General features: G+C 40.3%; 11 protein-coding genes. 4 read left to right on the forward strand and 7 right to left on the reverse strand.

What is annotated here, in order from left to right:
* Positions 1–48: 48 nt before the first annotated feature.
* From WOA13_RS05275 to WOA13_RS05285, 3 genes are read left to right on the forward strand one after another with little or no spacing between them, the layout of a single operon-like run.
* Positions 49–1,815, forward strand: coding sequence for a PAS domain S-box protein (locus WOA13_RS05275; RefSeq protein WP_342126913.1), 1,767 nt, complete (start codon positions 49–51; stop codon positions 1,813–1,815).
* A gap of 60 nt (positions 1,816–1,875) precedes the next feature.
* Entirely contained in the window at positions 1,876–2,601 is a 726-nt protein-coding gene (locus WOA13_RS05280) for a sensor histidine kinase (RefSeq protein WP_342126914.1), read from the forward strand.
* Positions 2,602–2,627: 26 nt separating this feature from the next.
* Entirely contained in the window at positions 2,628–3,308 is a 681-nt protein-coding gene (locus WOA13_RS05285) for a hypothetical protein (RefSeq protein WP_342126915.1), read from the forward strand.
* A 120-nt stretch (positions 3,309–3,428) separates the two neighbouring features.
* On the opposite strand, the gene WOA13_RS05290 is transcribed toward WOA13_RS05285, so the two are convergent.
* Together WOA13_RS05290 and WOA13_RS05295 are read right to left on the reverse strand one after the other, a co-directional pair.
* Positions 3,429–3,590: a hypothetical protein gene (locus WOA13_RS05290; protein ID WP_342126916.1), complete on the reverse strand. Its 162-nt coding sequence runs from the start codon at positions 3,588–3,590 to the stop codon at positions 3,429–3,431.
* 154 nt (positions 3,591–3,744) lie between these two features.
* A complete protein-coding gene (locus WOA13_RS05295) occupies positions 3,745–5,319 on the reverse strand; it encodes a sensor histidine kinase (protein WP_342126917.1) in 1,575 nt (524 codons plus the stop codon).
* Positions 5,320–5,672: 353 nt separating this feature from the next.
* Between WOA13_RS05295 and WOA13_RS05300 the strand changes: the two genes are divergently transcribed.
* Positions 5,673–6,335 carry a DUF7662 domain-containing protein gene (locus tag WOA13_RS05300; RefSeq protein WP_342126918.1) on the forward strand — a complete coding sequence of 221 codons (663 nt, stop codon included), beginning with the start codon at positions 5,673–5,675 and terminating at the stop codon, positions 6,333–6,335.
* A gap of 112 nt (positions 6,336–6,447) precedes the next feature.
* On the opposite strand, the gene WOA13_RS05305 is transcribed toward WOA13_RS05300, so the two are convergent.
* The 5 genes from WOA13_RS05305 to WOA13_RS05325 all read right to left on the reverse strand — a co-directional run bounded on the left by WOA13_RS05305 (position 6,448) and on the right by WOA13_RS05325 (position 15,916).
* Positions 6,448–12,960, reverse strand: coding sequence for a NosD domain-containing protein (locus tag WOA13_RS05305; protein WP_342126919.1), 6,513 nt, complete (start codon positions 12,958–12,960; stop codon positions 6,448–6,450).
* Positions 12,961–13,295: 335 nt separating this feature from the next.
* Positions 13,296–13,457, reverse strand: coding sequence for a hypothetical protein (locus tag WOA13_RS05310; RefSeq protein ID WP_342126920.1), 162 nt, complete (start codon positions 13,455–13,457; stop codon positions 13,296–13,298).
* A 59-nt stretch (positions 13,458–13,516) separates the two neighbouring features.
* Positions 13,517–13,813, reverse strand: coding sequence for a hypothetical protein (locus WOA13_RS05315; RefSeq protein WP_342126921.1), 297 nt, complete (start codon positions 13,811–13,813; stop codon positions 13,517–13,519).
* A gap of 63 nt (positions 13,814–13,876) precedes the next feature.
* On the reverse strand, positions 13,877–15,256 hold the full coding sequence (locus tag WOA13_RS05320; RefSeq protein WP_342126922.1) for a monomethylamine:corrinoid methyltransferase: 1,380 nt from the start codon (positions 15,254–15,256) through the stop codon (positions 13,877–13,879).
* Between the two features lie 9 nt (positions 15,257–15,265).
* The gene (locus tag WOA13_RS05325) at positions 15,266–15,916 is read right to left on the reverse strand and encodes a cobalamin B12-binding domain-containing protein (protein WP_342126923.1); all 651 of its coding nucleotides are present in this window, start codon (positions 15,914–15,916) and stop codon (positions 15,266–15,268) included.
* Positions 15,917–16,160 lie beyond the last annotated feature (244 nt).

Consider the following 16,160-nt stretch of genomic DNA (forward strand, 5'->3'; position numbering starts at 1 on the left):
GTAGACACCACTGCAGCCATTATAGAATATGAAAAAAAGCCCGCGGTTATGGCTATCTTGCGTGATATAAGCAAAAGAAAAGAAATGATAGAGGCACTTCAGGCATCTGAAAAGAAATTCAAAGATATTTTCAACAATTCTAATGATTCAATTTCTATATATGAGCTAAATGGTAACATTATTGAAGTGAACAAAGTTGCTTGCAGATTAACTGGTTACACACGAAATGAAATATTAAAGAAGCAAATTACGGATTTAGTTCATCCCGACCATAGTTCAAAACTAATTGATGACATAAAAAAACTTCATAAAGAAAAATACTCAATATTTGAAACTCTGGCCCTTTCAAAAAATGGAAACACTACCCCTATTGAACTAAGTAATCGCATTATTGAATATGAAGGAAGAGTTTCCGTACTTAGTATTGCCAGAGATATCACAGAACGCAAAAGGTTAACTGATGAACTGAAGAGAAAAAATAAATTACTCCAGGTAAAACTTGATTACCTATCTTCATCCGAAAGTGAACTTGAAGAGCTAACACTACTTGATATAATAGATCCTGAACATCTTCAAAAGATACAGGATTCATTTTCAAAGGCAAATAGAGTAGCTTCCATAATTACCAAAATTGATGGCACCCCCATTACCAGACCAAGCAATTTCTCAAAGATCTGCCAGATAGTACGCAACACTGAAGCTGGAGAAAGGAACTGCTATAGATCCGATATGATATTAGGAGAGAAAGCCAACAAGGTCATGGAACCCAGTTATGGCAGATGTCACAGCCTTGGACTTATAGATGCCAGTGCTCCGATAATCGTTGGTGGACAACATGTTGCAAACTGGCTTGTCGGACAGGTCAATGTGGAAAAAATGGAACCAGCATCAGTAGAGAACTACGCCAGAAAAATTGGGGCAGATGTGGATGAAATGCTGGATGCATACAATGAGATCCGCTACATGTCTCAGGAACAGTTCGAGAATATATTGCATTTGCTATCATTGTTTGCAAAGGAAATATCCACACTGGGATATAATAATCTTAAACTGTTAAAAGAGATAAACGAACGCAAGGTCGCAGAAAAAGAGCTAAGGGAAAGCGAAACAAAATACAGGGAAGTTGTTTCATCAATTGATGCCCTTTTCTGGAAAGCTGATGTCGACGAGAATGGAGGTTTCATTAACACGTACATGTCACCTTTTGCAAATCGGTTGCTGGGAATTGATACAGAAAATAAAGAGCAGAACTGGCAGTCATTTTTTAACTATGCGCATCCGGATGACCTTCCAATAATACTGCAAAATATGAATGAAACAGTAAATAGAAAATGTGCATTAAATGACTATGAATATAGGATCATAAGGCCAGATGGAACTCAATTATGGTTGCATGAAAAAGCGATATCAACCATAAATTCAGAAGGTAAAGTCCAGCTATTTGGAACTACTGTAGACATAACAGAACTTAAAAACGTTCATGATGAGCTAGTTGTAGAAAGAGATCGTGCACAAAAGTATTTTGATGTGGCCAAGGTCATTATGCTGGTTCTGGGAACCGACAGGAATGTAGTTCAAATCAATAACAAAGGTTGTGAGATCCTTGGTTATGAAAAAGAAAATATTGTCGGTAAGAACTGGTGTGAGAACTTCCTTCCTGAAGAATTCTGTGAGCAGGTCGAAAAACAAATTGAATATTTGATATCAGATAATAAGAAAAAAATCGAATATCATGAGAATCCTATTCTGAACTCTTCCGGTGAAGAAAGATGGATAGCATGGAATGTTTCTGTACTATATAACAAAAATAGTTAGATAGAGGGCTTTCTCTGTTCGGGCCAGGATATCACAGAAAGGAAGAATCTAGAAAATAATTTGCTTAATACAAAGATAGCCTCTGAAGTTGCAAATCGCTCAAAGAGTGAGTTTTTGGCAAACATGAGCCATGAACTCAGAACTCCACTTAATTCTGTAATTGGTTTTTCCGACATATTGTCTAATGAGGTTTATGGAAATCTCAATGAAAAGCAAATGAGATATACAGAAAATATCCACAAGAGCGGACAGAACCTGTTGAAGATCATAAACAATATACTCGACCTATCTGCTATAGAAGCAAGATCAAGCGAGCTAAATTACGAGAAGTTTATTTTATGCGAGGTCCTCAAAGAGGTTCGTAAAAATGCACTTCCTCTTGCAACACAGAAGAATATATCCATAGAAATGGATATTGAGAAAATGATCCTGATAGATGGTGACAAAAACAAGATCAAGCAGATAATCAACAATGTTTTGAACAATGCTATCAAATTCAACAATAATGGCGGTTCGGTCTTTGTCAAAGCACGAAACATTGATAATGAAATAAATATTCTGGTAAAGGATACAGGAATCGGTATTCCTGAAAAAGAGATCGGAAAAATGTTCGACCCTTTCTATCAGATAGATGGTTCATCATCACGCGATTATGGAGGAAATGGAATTGGACTTGCTCTTGTAAAGCATTTTGTTGAAATGCACAAGGGAGATGTCTGGATCGAAAGTGATGAAGGATTGGGAACTGAAGTTCATATCAAACTTCCTGCTGAACAAAGGATTTAAAGTCGAAACGGTCATAATTATTTACAATGGAACCACTAACAATTATCATTGTAGCTGTAATAATAATCTTCCCGATCTTACTTGTAAAGGAAGCAAAAAAACAGAAGAAAACCTCTATCCCATTATTCGAGAACTATGCGAAGTCCCATAATTGGACATACATGCAGGAAGATGATGGAACGGTTCAGAACTTAGCAAAGGACCTTCAGGGTATCGGTCGTTTCAACTCACCCTCCCTTGGAAAAATAGCTCCAGAGAATGTAATAATAGGTTCAGTTCCAAAGGGAAGGATTCACTATTTCCAGCATCATGTCCGTATTTCTGAAGGTAATGCCATCCATTTAAATGTATGTCTGTTGCAACTGAAAAATACGATATGTGATGCGCTCATTGTTCGTTTTAAGAAAGAGAGTTCCAGATTGACAAATGAACTCTATACGATGCCAGAACTGGAATTGGATCAAAACTGGTCAAAGGATGTAGTTATCTATGGAAACTACACTGACATCAACGAGGTACTGGATGACATAACCCTGACTAAAATTGTTGAAAAAGCAAACGAGCTGCCATGGAGGATAGACCTGCAGATCAAAAACAACCTCGTTGCAGTTTACATTGCTGAGAGGAATGCATCAGTTGAAAATGAAAGCGACCTTTCTGCATTGAAAGACTTCACAGAATACGTAGCAGGCAGTATTCAAAGATAAAACCCTTAAAAAAACCTAATAATACGACTGTCCGTAATAGCAGGTCAGCTATCGAAAGAGAAATTTATCTTGTTTTGAAGCTTCGATGTAAAGCAAAGTATGCAATTGAACAAACAGATATCAGGATTCTTTTTTCATCCTGCAGAGTTCCTTCTTGTACATTACCTGGGTGCGCCATCTCGCAACATCTGGTGTAGGTTCCCTTCCGGCCTGTTTTAGAATGATCCCATCCAGATATTCAAAATCTTTCTTTATATCCTCACATGGAATTTTCTCGGACATATTTTAACCCCATTCGGTGTTATTTAGGTAATATGAAAGAGGAGATTCATAATATTCTTGGGCTAAATGGATATAAATATGAATTAATTAGAATTATAACTAGAGGTTCATTTTAATGAGAGAACGTAACCCATTGCCCTACATACGGAATATTTCAAACCCATTTCCTCAAAGTAACCCAAAAGACACTTCCCTGCCCATCAGGATTGTCCACAACTCCAACACTCCCACCATGAAGATCAACGATCTTCTTAACAATTGCAAGACCAAGCCCTGTACCTTTTATTCCCTTTTTCGTGACACGCTTGAAGCGCTCGAACAGTTCCGGCTTGTTCTCATCAGGAACACCATCACCCCGATCCGTTACTGATACCATCCACTCATCACCGGCATCTGAAATGGAAAAGATGATCCTTTCTTTTTCAGGGCTGTACTTTATCGCATTGGAAAGCAGATTTGAGAACACTTCCTCGATCATCGGGTTCGCCTTTACAGCATAAGAGCCCTGATGGTCAAATTCAACGAGCATCTTTTTCTCTTCGATATTGGGATGAAAATTTCCGATCACACCCTCAATAATAAGAGCCAGATCCATTTCCTGGAATTCGATATCCTCAAAAGTATCCAGTTTTGCGAACCTTGCTGCATTCTCGATCATGTCGATCAACTTCTTGTTGTTGCGATCGATTGTCCGAACCATCTCCTGCTTCTTTTCATCATCCTCCATCTCAAGCAGAAGCTCGGCATAGCCTTTGACGATACCTGCAGGATTCAACAGATCGTGTCTCATGATATCGGAGAACAACTCCTTTAGCTCGTTTGAATGTTCAAGATCCTCTGCATACTTCTTAAGTACCTCAATCGATTCCCTGCGCTGGATAAGTCTCCACAAGCCCTGCATCAGTAATGTCAGCTGGCGAACATCAGAAGCATCATACTCCCCATCCTTGTTACCAACACCAGCAGTTGCGACTATCCTGCTACCTTCAAAAACGGGGACTGCCATGTAATTTGTGAGTTCCACATGACCTTCAGGATACCCCCTCTTGAGAGGATGAGGCATTTCATAGTTGCTGATTATAACAGGTTTCCGTTGCCTTATCGGTTCACCCCAGAGACCGATCTTCTTCACGTCATAGACGAACTTACGATCAGGCACAGTGCATTCTTTCATCACACTGTTCGACCATGTATGCATTGTAAGAACAGATTCATCCTCGTTCAGAAATGCAAGGTATCCGATCGTGCTGCCGGTAAGCCGGACAGCTTCTTCATGAACAAAATCTGCGATCTCCTGCATGGGAGCATCCATCATCTGCTCAAGTTCCAGAAGAGTTTCAAGCCGGGATTCATCCAGTTTCAGTGTATCTTCAAGATCTTTTCTTTGTGTGATATCCTCTATCATGCAGATACCACCACCGATAGAGCCATCTTCCGACATGTCAGGACTGCAATGCACTTCTACCTGTACAGGCGAACCGTTCGAACCGGTCAGAGATTCATCCTCATAAGTAACAGACTCTCCTGAAAGCACTCTCTCTATAGCAACCCCGACCTGTTCAGTATTAAAAAAAGATAAAACATCAAAACCGATGATGTCTTTTTTGTCTTTACCAAAGATCCTGGAAGACCTTTCATTGCAAAGTGTAACGACACCGTCACGGTCAAAATACATGATCCCTAGAGGGGATTTCTCAAATATCATGCGATATTCCTTTTCGGATCCCATTGAATCACTCACGTCCCTAATTTTTGAAACTTTCAGAAAATGTACCCTACAAACATATGAATCAGATACAATTTAAACGTTTTTAGAAACGCTCTGACAACTCAAAAATATCACTGAAAAACTAAAAGACAAATTTAATAAATTACATTTAATAGCCTTAAATTTCACCAAACTTGTCTTAGGTATTCTGCTGAAGTACATAGATGATGATAACTACTATCCTAAACCAATAACCATAATTACCGTGAAAATAATCTGCTTCATGGAAATAGATATCACGATATTTGATGAACATAGATTCTGGTAATATTACGTTTATCATTTGATATTTTTCAAATACGGTGGGTAATAACATGGGTAAATATTCAAATCTTGGGATATATCTTGGCAATCAAAATGAAACTCGAGTCCAACTTACTTTTTCAAAAATTGATGAAATATTAGGTTTTTCATTACCACCTGCTGCCAGGAACCACCCCGCATGGTGGACCAATGACAAAGATAGAACTCATGCAATGGATGGGTGGCTTGGTCAGGGATGGAAAGCCAAAGTGGATTTAGAAATGCAGCAAGTGAGTTTTATCAATCCGGAAAATATCCTCCATGCAAAAGCCAAGACTAGGGCTATAAGATCTACAACAACAGATGCCCATGATTTCCAAAACCAGGTACTTGATGTAATGTCCGGCTTTTATTCAAAGGAGCTTGTTACAGATCAATTTCCGGGAATTCCAACGTCTATTGCCATGATCTCCAATGATAAAGAGATAGTTGGTTATGCACAGTACATTGCAATGGATAACGATAAGACCCTACCAACAACAAAGTTCTCCGTCATTGCCGAACATGTATGGTTGTTAGAAAAAGCTGCTGCATTACATAAGTTTTTGGTCTTTGGAAATGACCGCCGCGTTCCTGAGGAATGGCTAAAAAGATATGGACATCTCGTATATGATGTTAATTTTTTCTATTATAGCCTTGAAGATGATAGATTGGAAAGATTTGTTTTTGAATGAATCTCCAAATTTAGATTATTCAATTTTTCTGTGAGATCTAAATCAAAAATAGCCCAGAATAGCTTTCTAAAGACGTCGAGAGGATTTATACATTAAAAATAAAAAGGGGTTTTTAGCTCCTCTTCCTAATTAGCAGATGGACTCCAACCAAAATCAGGATCAACAATCCTGTTGAAATCCATGGTATACCCTCGGGCTCTGGTTGCATATCCTCGTCCTCCACTACAGAGATACCCTCTTCTGATGGTGGTGTACCGTCTTCTATAGATACCGTTTTATCTTCTTCTGCAAACCCGACTATTGCAAAAGGTGAGAAGCCAGTGGTTTCCGCCTCAAAGTAGATGTATTCACCATCTTCGTCAATCTTGGTTGTAGAAAGCTCATTCCACTTCCCATCACTATAGCGATATAATGCAATGCTGGATGCATCGATACCATTTTCAGAGAGCCATTCTTTACTTACTCTGAAGCCTATAACAGCATCTTCGATCTTATCATCTCCAAATGCAGCATTACCAACCCAGATGTTCATGTTCTGATAAACGATGCCTGGAGCTGGAGAATCTACAAGCGCAGAAGTATCTATTAAGATCTCAATCAGGGTACTGATTAGGCCTGCATTGGCTACACCCCTGAACTGAATGTAGACAATGTGGCACTTTTCTTCAGTGAATTCGTATCTGGAAAGCTCTCCTGAAACTACATTAGAAGTTGCAGCATCTTTCACAAGAATATTCTCAAATGCTTCACCGGTAGCGCCACCACCGCCTCCTCCACTTCCGCCGCCACCGCCGGAGGATGTAGAAGTGCGCGTAACATTTACAGATGTTGTGTTGGTATTTCCAGCAGAATCGGTAACGTTTGCATAAATGGTGTTAGCACCTATAACCAGAGCTACTGTTGCCGTGAAGGTACCATTGAAGCCCAGAATTGTGGTTTCTGCAACAATGTCATTCACCGTAACCACTGGCAGCGATCCTGTACCATTAACAAGACCTGATACTGCAATTGAGCTTGAAGTTGTGGAAGTTCCATCCGCCGGCGAAGTAATACTGATCACTGGCATGAGATCATCAATGACAATAGCAAGCGGCAGGTAGTCAACTTCAGTTTCTGATAGGTTGTATTGCTCATCACAGATTCCATCATTGTTGGAATCTGCTGTTTCAACACTGAATCCGGTTCCATTAGGATGTACCCAATAGTTTCCACCAACGAAAGAACCGCCAACAATGTTTGTTCCAACATTCAGAGTGATGTTCCATGTATTTCCAGTATTTGTTCCAGCAAATTCAACGTTATTTGTATTGTTGAAGTAGTTGTTGTAGATGAGACTGTTGTTAGAATTCTCAAGATAAAAACCATCAACAGAGTTATTCAACACGCTGTTACTACTCAGAGTGTTACTGCTGGAATTCATCATCAAGATACCGGCATCGTAGTTCGAGATTGCAACGTTGTCGAACAGAGTGTTGTTATCGCTGGACTTTTCCAGTCGGATGCCACAATTGCTATTCAAGCTTGCAGTGTTACCGTTCAGAGTATTGTTAGTAGAAGAATATAAAAAAATACCGTGATAGTTGTTAGATGCAGTGTTGTTACTCAGCATGTTATTATTGGACTGACCGAGCAAGATGCCGAAATCAGAGTTCGAGTTTGCAATGTTATCATTCAGTGTGTTATTGCTGGAAGAAGATAGCCAGATGCCTTGGATGCTATTCATTCCAGTATTATTGCTCAACGTGTTATTGCTGGACTCATCCAGCAATATGCCGTAAAAGTTGTTCGAGTTTGCAGTGTTATTGCTTAGCGTGTTGTTATCGCTGGACTGTTTCAGCCAGATACCGTAATAGTTGTTCAAGCTTGCAGTGTTATTGCTTAGCGTGTTGTTATCGCTGGACTGTTTCAGCCAGATACCGTAATAGTTGTTCAAGCTTGCAGTGTTATTGCTCAACATGTTGTTGCTGGACTGATTCAGCAAGATACCAAAATCGGTGTTCGAACTTGCATTGTTACCGTTTAGCATGTTGTTATCGCTGGACTGTTTTAGCAAGATGCCGACACTGTTCGAGTTTGCAGTGTTGTTACTCAGCAAATTGCTGCTGGAAGAATTCAGATGGATGCCCAGAATGTTGTTCATTCCAGTGTTATTGCTCAGCACGTTATTGTTTGAACTCAACAGATCAATACCGATAAAGTTGTTAGATAAACTGTTTTCAGAAATATTACAGCCCTCAAGTTCACCGAGACCTATTCCCATGCCCCCTGTTGCACCTGTCACATTGAAGCCGCTGATAGTGACGTTGTTTACAGTTACGAAAAAGACATGATCATTTGGATCGGCAGCCTGGACAATGGTATCGTTCGGATCTCCAGACTGTGAGATGATCATTAGTTCCTTGTTCACATACACATTCTCTGTGTAGGTTCCAGGATAGACAAGGATAGTATCTCCGTTAGTTGCATTATTTACAGCAGCCTGTATCGTGGTATAATCCTGCCCACCGTTGTCATCCACAGTGATAGTTACAGTTTCAAGCTTGATTATTACAGTAGCTGAATCAGCAGCAGACCAGACTCCGTCATCATCCTGTACACTGAAGGTAATGGTATGAGTACCGAGAGAAAGAGCGGAAGTACTGAAATTGGCAGAACTGCTTAACAAACCATCAAGATCGGAAGTCCAGTTGTAGCCTATGATCGTACCATCTGAATCAGTTCCAGAGCCATTGAATGTTACTGTTGCACCTTCAATAGCAGGATTAGGTGCAATTGAATCAATGTTTGGAATAGGAGCTACGTTCGGAAGCTCATTGATTATCACAGTAGCTGAATCAGCAGCAGACCAGACACCATCATCATCCTGTACACTGAAGTTGATGGTATGAGTACCGACCGAAAGGCTGGAAGTACTGAAATTAGCAGAACTGCTTAACAGACCATCAATATCGGAAGTCCAGTTGTAGCCTATGATCGTACCATCTGAATCAGTTCCAGAGCCATTGAATGTTACTGTTTCACCTTCAACTGCAGGATTAGGTGCGATAGAATCAATGTTTGGAGTAGGAGCGATGTTTGGTGGTATTGGCTCAAGCGTAACTGGCCAGAACAGCAGTGGATAGTTGTCATCACCATAGGGTGCATCACCAATACCATCCCCATTGTTGTCCGTGCCTGTGTAGTCAGAATAGTAGTTACCTGTGTAGTTCACGTAGTTGCTACCATTGTAAGTATATTCCAGCATCTCGGTTGAGTTCCAGATATTTCCGGTATTACTTCCAGAGAATTCAACATTATTTGTGTTGTTGAAGTAGTTGTTGTAGAGGAAACTGTTGATGGACTCAGACAACCAGATTCCATAATCGTTATCCACTGCCGTGTTGTTGATCAGATTGTTATCGCTGGAATACAACAAGCCCATGCCATAGTAATTGTTTGACGCCGTGTTGCTGTTCAGAGTGTTGTAGTCGGAATTCCCCACATAGATGCCGTAGGCGCTATTATTCGATGCCGTGTTGTTGGTCACAGTATTGTAGTTGCTGTAATCCAGAAAGATGCCGTTCATGTTATTGCCAGCTACTGTGTTGCTGGTCAGGTTGTTGTTGCTGGAATACAACAGCTCGACGCCGTGGCCGGTATTGTTCGACGCCATGTTGCCGGTCAGGTTGTTGTTGCTGGATGAAGATAGCCAGATACCTGAGTTACTATTGTTCGACGCGGTATTGCTGGTCAGCATGTTGTAGTTACTGGATAAATACAGCCAGATGCCGTATTCGGTATTGTCCGACACCGTATTATTGGTCAGCATGTTGTAGTTGCTGGACTCAGACAGCCAGATGCCGTGACCGGTATTGTTTGATACCGTGTTGCTGGCCAGATTGTTGTCGATGGAACTAATCAGATAGATACCGTAGATGTTGTTCGATGCCGTATTGCTATTTAGGTTGTTGTCGATGGAACTAATCAGATAGATGCCATAATCATTGTTCACTACCGTATTGCTAGTTAGCTTATTGTGATTGCTGGAATAATACAGAGAGATACCGTCGTTATTATTCGACACCGTGTTGCTGGTCAGAGTGTTGTAATTGGAATTCCCCACATAGATGCCGTAGGCGCTATTATTCGAAACCGTGTTACTGGTCAGGTTGTTGTAGTTACTGGAAGAATACAGATAGATGCCGTAATTGTTGTCAACTGCCGTGTTGTTGGTCAGTTTGTTGTAGTTGCTGGATGGATTCAGCCAGATGCCGTAGTTATTGTCAGCTGCCTTGTTGTTAGTCAGAGTGTTGTTGCTGGACTCGGACAGCCAAATGCCATAGCCAGTATTGTTCGAAGCAATGTTGCTGCTCAAGTTGTTGTTGCTGGAAAGCCACAGATTGATGCCGTGGTGGGTATTGTTCGACGCCGTGTTATCGATCAGGTTGTTGTTGATAGACTGTCGTAGATTGATGCCGTAGGCGTTATTCGATAAACTGTTTTCAGTAACAGTACAACCCTCAACCTCATAGAGGTAGATGCCGGAAGATGAAGTGCCAACCGTTGCAACAGTGGCACCAGTTGCATTAAACCCGCTGATGGTTACATTGTTTGCGGTTACATTGAAGGCGTGATCGTTTGGATCAGCGGCCTGGACAATTGTATCATCCGGATTTCCGGACTGCGAGATTATCGTTAATTCCTTGTTCACGTCCACATTTTCAGTGTACGTTCCTTTATTCACAACGATCGTGTGTCCATCAAGTGTTGCAGGATCATTGATAGCAGCTTGTATTGTAGAAAAATTCTTGCCAGAATCTATGTTATAAACAGGCAAGGTTGCCATTTCTGTAAGCGGTAGATAATCTCCACCATTAATTATATCGCCTGTAGAATTGTATGGAAGCAAAGTATCTCCCAACCTATCATTATCAGTATCAACACCAGCATAATCTGACCAGTAGTTTCCTCCAAGATAATATCCACCAATGATGTTTGTACCTGTTGTTTTTGTGATATTCCAGACGTTATTTCCATTATCATACGCATTATTGGTGTTGTTGAAATAATTGTTATAGATGAGGTTGTTGCTGGAAGAATCCAGATAGATGCCAACATTGTTGTCTGCAGCGGTGTTGCTGGTCAGCTCATTGTTGTTGCTGGACACAAACAGCCTGATGCCAATATCATTATCCACTGCCATATTACTAATCAGATTGCTGTAGTCGGAAGAATCCAAATCGATGCCGTTGTTATTGTCCAACGCCGTATTGCTAACCAGCGTGTTGTTGCTGGATGAATACAGAAGGATTCCAGTATTGCTGTTTGACACTATATTGCCGGTCAGGCTGTTGTTGTTGCTGGAGAAATGCAGTAGGATGCCGAAGGCGCTATTGTTAGACGCTGTGTTGCTGATCAGCGTGTTGTCGCTGGAATTCAATAGATCGATGCCGTAGGCGCTATTGTTCGAAGCATTGTTGCCGGCCAGGGTGTTGTTGCTGGAATAACGTACATAAATGCCGTAATTACCATTGTTCGAAGCCATGTTGCTGGCCATATTATTGTTATCGGAAGAATCCAGCATGATGCCATAATTGTTGTTCGAGGCCGTGTTACTGTTCAGGTTGTTGTAGTTGCTAGACCCAGACAAAAGGATGCCGTAGATGGTATTGTTCGAGGCCGTGTTGCTGACCAGCGTGTTGTCGCTGGAAAAATCCATAACGATGCCGTAGGCGCTATTGTCCGAAGCCGTGTTGCTGACCAGCGTGTTGTTGTTGCTGGAATCCAGCAGGTAGATACCGTAGGCGCTATTGTTCGAAGCCGTGTTATCGGTCAGGGTGTTATTGTTGCTGGAATCAAACAGCCAGATGCCGCGGGTGTTGTTCGAAGCCATGTTGCCGGTCAGCGTGTTGTTGTCGCTGGATAAATACAGATAGATGCCGTAATTGTTGCCCGATGCCGTATTGCTGATCAGAGTGTTATTGCTGGATGAAGACAGAACGATGCCGTAGTCGTTATTGTTAGACACCGTGTTGCCGGTCAGCGTGTTGTTGTCGCTGGATAAATATATCCAGATTCCGTAGGTATTGTCCACTGCAGTATTGCTGGTCACATTATTGTAATTGCTGGATACAGAAAGCCAGATTCCGTAGGTGTTGTCCAACGCCGTATTGCTGGTCACATTATTATAGTTACTGGAATTATACAACCAAATGCCGTAGTTGTTGTTTGATAAACTATTTTCAGTAACATTACAACCTTCAACCCCATTGAGATAAACACCTGCGACAGAATCGGTGGCACCCGTGAAATTAAACCCGCTGATGGTCACATTGTTTGCGGTCACACTGAATACGTGCTGGTAAGAATTAGCAGCATGGACAATTGTATCTTCTGGATTTCCGGACTGTGATATGACTGACAGTTCTTTGTATACGTCCACGTTCTCTGTATAGGTTCCCGGATAGACAATGATAGTATCGTCATCAATTGCATTATTTATAGCACCCTGTATCGTAATATAATCCTGGTCATCGCTGTCACCCACAGTAATAACAGCTGCATTTGCAGAAGCAACTGAAAGAATCAAAAGTAAAAATATGGAAATAATGTTTTTAAGCACCAATTTCGAGCAATTAGAATACATCGAACCCCACCATTTAAAATTATATTTTAATGCTATAAATTCATATCGAGATATAATTTTCAAGAACAATTACTTTTTAACAGCATGCAAATACTTGTCTAAAACTAACTCGCTGTAGGAAATCAACATCCTTAGAGTTAGAAGGAAACTGCACTCCCCCAAATAATAAAAATATGGAGATTTTTTAGTATTACTAAACCCCCGACATTAAACAATTTTAAATAGATTTTTAGCATTTTTTCTCGATCCAAAACTTAATATTTCGCACAACGAGTAAGCTTTGAACTCAGATAGAGATATAGAAAAGAAAAGAATAGCAAGAGCACACGAAAAACTTATGGGAAGCCGTCGAGAGGATTTGCATAATATGTTGCATCAGATTTGTACCAATAGGTTCTTCCTTTACAAGTCCTGTTATTTTTCCATTCCTTGTAGAACATAGTAAGCTTTTCATCTTTATCAAGAAGCCATGCATCTATTGATATGCTACCTAACATTATCACACAGAAAACCCAATTTCTACCGATTTATGCATACTCGACATTGTTGGCTTTGATTATTTTGTGAGATTTTTATTCTTTAAAATCTCATTCAATTTTTCACTTAATTCATAACGACTATCCATGCAGTTAGGTTCAACTTTTTCACAAACGATCAATCCACTTTTCTTTAGCTGAACAACCTGTGGAACTAATTTTTTGGCACAAGGTCTCTTTGACAGGCTATGTAAAATTTCTTCTAAACTAAGACTACTTTCTGAGTTTGAAAGTACTTTTAATACCCCACGTTGTAAAGATGATATATTTTGGAGACCAAATTCCTCTGCACAAATTTGGATAATGTGGGATGACATCAAAATCTTCCTGAAAAGAAAAGATACCGTCCAAGAGGTCGGCATCATTGCTTTTTTGAGTTCTTACTCAAAGTCAAATCCCATATCGGACAACTTTGCCTTTGAAGATGCCCACAGGTCTTCAAATTCCTGTGATGGTCTAACGTTCTTCAGGTCATAACATTCGTAGAACTTCTTACCTGCAGGTGCTTTGCCAGATGTTACTGCTTCGGTATATGTTTTTGCAAGTTCAAGTCCAAATTCGTTCATGTCCTCCAGACTCATTTTAGACGCTGCCATGCTTATTTCAGCACAGATTCTGCCATCCATTCCAGAGCTGCAATCAGTTTGAGCACCAACTAGACCGCACGGTCCAACGAAGTGAGATGCACCGGTCACTGTTGTTGCACCAGCAAGGACTGCTGTTTCATTCATGAACATCTCTGTGCACATTCCAGCAGATGGGAATACATAAAGGCTGGTCATAAGATCAGTATTTCTTGCAAGTGAAGCCATCACCAGTGATGTGGACCAGACGGCATGAGGACTTGATCCCTCCCCTGTCATCATATTGAGAGGGGCTGTCATTACATATAACTCAGATCCGGTAAGTAAGTAGGTGTAAATACCCTCTGCCACTGTAGCGATTGCTGTAGTTGCCGGACCGCCAGTATATCCACCCAGGATTGGACACATGCATGAAAGTGGTTTATAGTTATTCAGGCTTGTGTTCGCAATTTTGTTGAGAATTGCCCAATCTAGTTTCATATCATTCATGAAACAAATCGTATGCATATCTTCAGGTCTCAATGCTCCTGGAGCATCTGCAAAAAACTGGCCTTCAGTAGATACTGCTGACATAACACCGATTATTGGAAATCCCGGTTTTCCAGCCCTGTATAAACCTTCTCTGGTCCACATGATTTCAGATCTTGCAGCCATTAATTCTATAGGAGTACCTGCTTTTATGTCCATATCGTATAGATAAGGAAGAGTCGGTGTATGGATTCCTTTTACAAGTGGCTCCTGGGCGATAGACTGGGCGTGCTTTACAATATATTCCTGGCTCATACCGCCACCGCCGGTGCCTCCAAAAACGACAGGTGCTCTGGAATTATCTTCCATATTTCTCTTTACAAGGGTAATTTTATCATTTCCAGAGCCATATTCTTCTCTTCCAGCACAGGTAGCCATATGATTTTTGATTTCTTTTTCATCAAACTCAATAACACGACTCGTACTTGCGTTATAGACTCCTACATCGACAAGCAGATCAATCGCTGCACTATAAACAGAATCAATTAGATCCATGTCGAGTGGCATGATTTCTTCACCAGTGTATTTAATATCATATTCTTTTGCCAGTTCCATCAATTTCTGAGGAAGGACTCTATTATCAAAGTTTTTTTCTTCAATTACCTTTCCCGAAAGAGATCTATTGAAAGTATCAAGAATGTTTAACATAATATCACCTCACATTGCCATTGCTTTCTTTGTAATTTCTACTGCTTCAGCTGCATTTTGGGCATAGTAGTCAGCACCAATCTCATCAGCGTATTCCTGTGTAATTGGAGCACCACCAATCATGAGTTTAAACTGATCCCTGATTCCCATTCCATCAAGAAGTCCCAATATATCCTTAAAACTGGACATTGTAGCACTCATAAGAGCCGAAGCAGCTATTAGATGAGTATTATTTTCTTTAGCCGCAGCTATGATCTTTGATGCAGGAACATCTGTGCCGAGATCTACAACATTAAATCCTGCTGTCTTTAACATTCCACCAACCAGATTTTTCCCGAGATCATGGATATCTCCTTCTACTGTTGCAAGAACAACGGTTCCCAGTGAGACAGATGTTACTCCTTCTGCAGCCATTTTATCAGACAGGGCTTTGTTTGCTTTTTCCATTATTTCAGCACCAATCATAACTTGCGGAAGGAAGTATTCCATTGATTCAAATTTTTTACCAACTTCAGCCATAGCTTCTGCCAGTTTGTTCACTAGTTTGACAGGATCGAAATTCCCTTCTATCCATTCATTGACCACTTCTTCTACTTTCCCTTCGTTTATTTCTACGAGAGCAGTGTAGCCCTCTTCAAGTAATTCATCTTCAACACTCATTTTATCTCCTTCTTTTTTGGCTTTCAATTTTTAAGTACATAGATTTTGCATTAACTAGTATATATCTTTATTGTAGCAATACTTATATATTACATTTTAAAGACAATATGTTTATATATAATAAGATCAAACTTTAAAATAAATAACAATCGACGAACACGCAACAAAAAAATAGCATAAATGTGGAAATCGATTTATACACTAGTTTTTTATTGTGACCTCGTATACATGGACAACAAAAACA

This window comes from Methanococcoides sp. LMO-2 (assembly GCF_038432375.1).
Taxonomy (GTDB): domain Archaea; phylum Halobacteriota; class Methanosarcinia; order Methanosarcinales; family Methanosarcinaceae; genus Methanococcoides; species Methanococcoides cohabitans.

Excerpts from the sequence above, each read along its gene's own strand:
- WOA13_RS05275 (WP_342126913.1), top strand. The coding sequence starts at position 49 with ATGGCTATCTTGCGTGATATAAGCAAAAGAAAAGAAATGATAGAGGCA.
- WOA13_RS05285 (WP_342126915.1), top strand. The coding sequence starts at position 2,628 with ATGGAACCACTAACAATTATCATTGTAGCTGTAATAATAATCTTCCCG.
- WOA13_RS05290 (WP_342126916.1), bottom strand. The coding sequence starts at position 3,590 with ATGTCCGAGAAAATTCCATGTGAGGATATAAAGAAAGATTTTGAATAT.
- WOA13_RS05295 (WP_342126917.1), bottom strand. The coding sequence starts at position 5,319 with ATGGGATCCGAAAAGGAATATCGCATGATATTTGAGAAATCCCCTCTA.
- WOA13_RS05300 (WP_342126918.1), top strand. The coding sequence starts at position 5,673 with ATGGGTAAATATTCAAATCTTGGGATATATCTTGGCAATCAAAATGAA.
- WOA13_RS05305 (WP_342126919.1), bottom strand. The coding sequence starts at position 12,960 with ATGTATTCTAATTGCTCGAAATTGGTGCTTAAAAACATTATTTCCATA.
- WOA13_RS05310 (WP_342126920.1), bottom strand. The coding sequence starts at position 13,457 with ATGTTAGGTAGCATATCAATAGATGCATGGCTTCTTGATAAAGATGAA.
- WOA13_RS05315 (WP_342126921.1), bottom strand. The coding sequence starts at position 13,813 with ATGTCATCCCACATTATCCAAATTTGTGCAGAGGAATTTGGTCTCCAA.
- WOA13_RS05320 (WP_342126922.1), bottom strand. The coding sequence starts at position 15,256 with ATGTTAAACATTCTTGATACTTTCAATAGATCTCTTTCGGGAAAGGTA.
- WOA13_RS05325 (WP_342126923.1), bottom strand. The coding sequence starts at position 15,916 with ATGAGTGTTGAAGATGAATTACTTGAAGAGGGCTACACTGCTCTCGTA.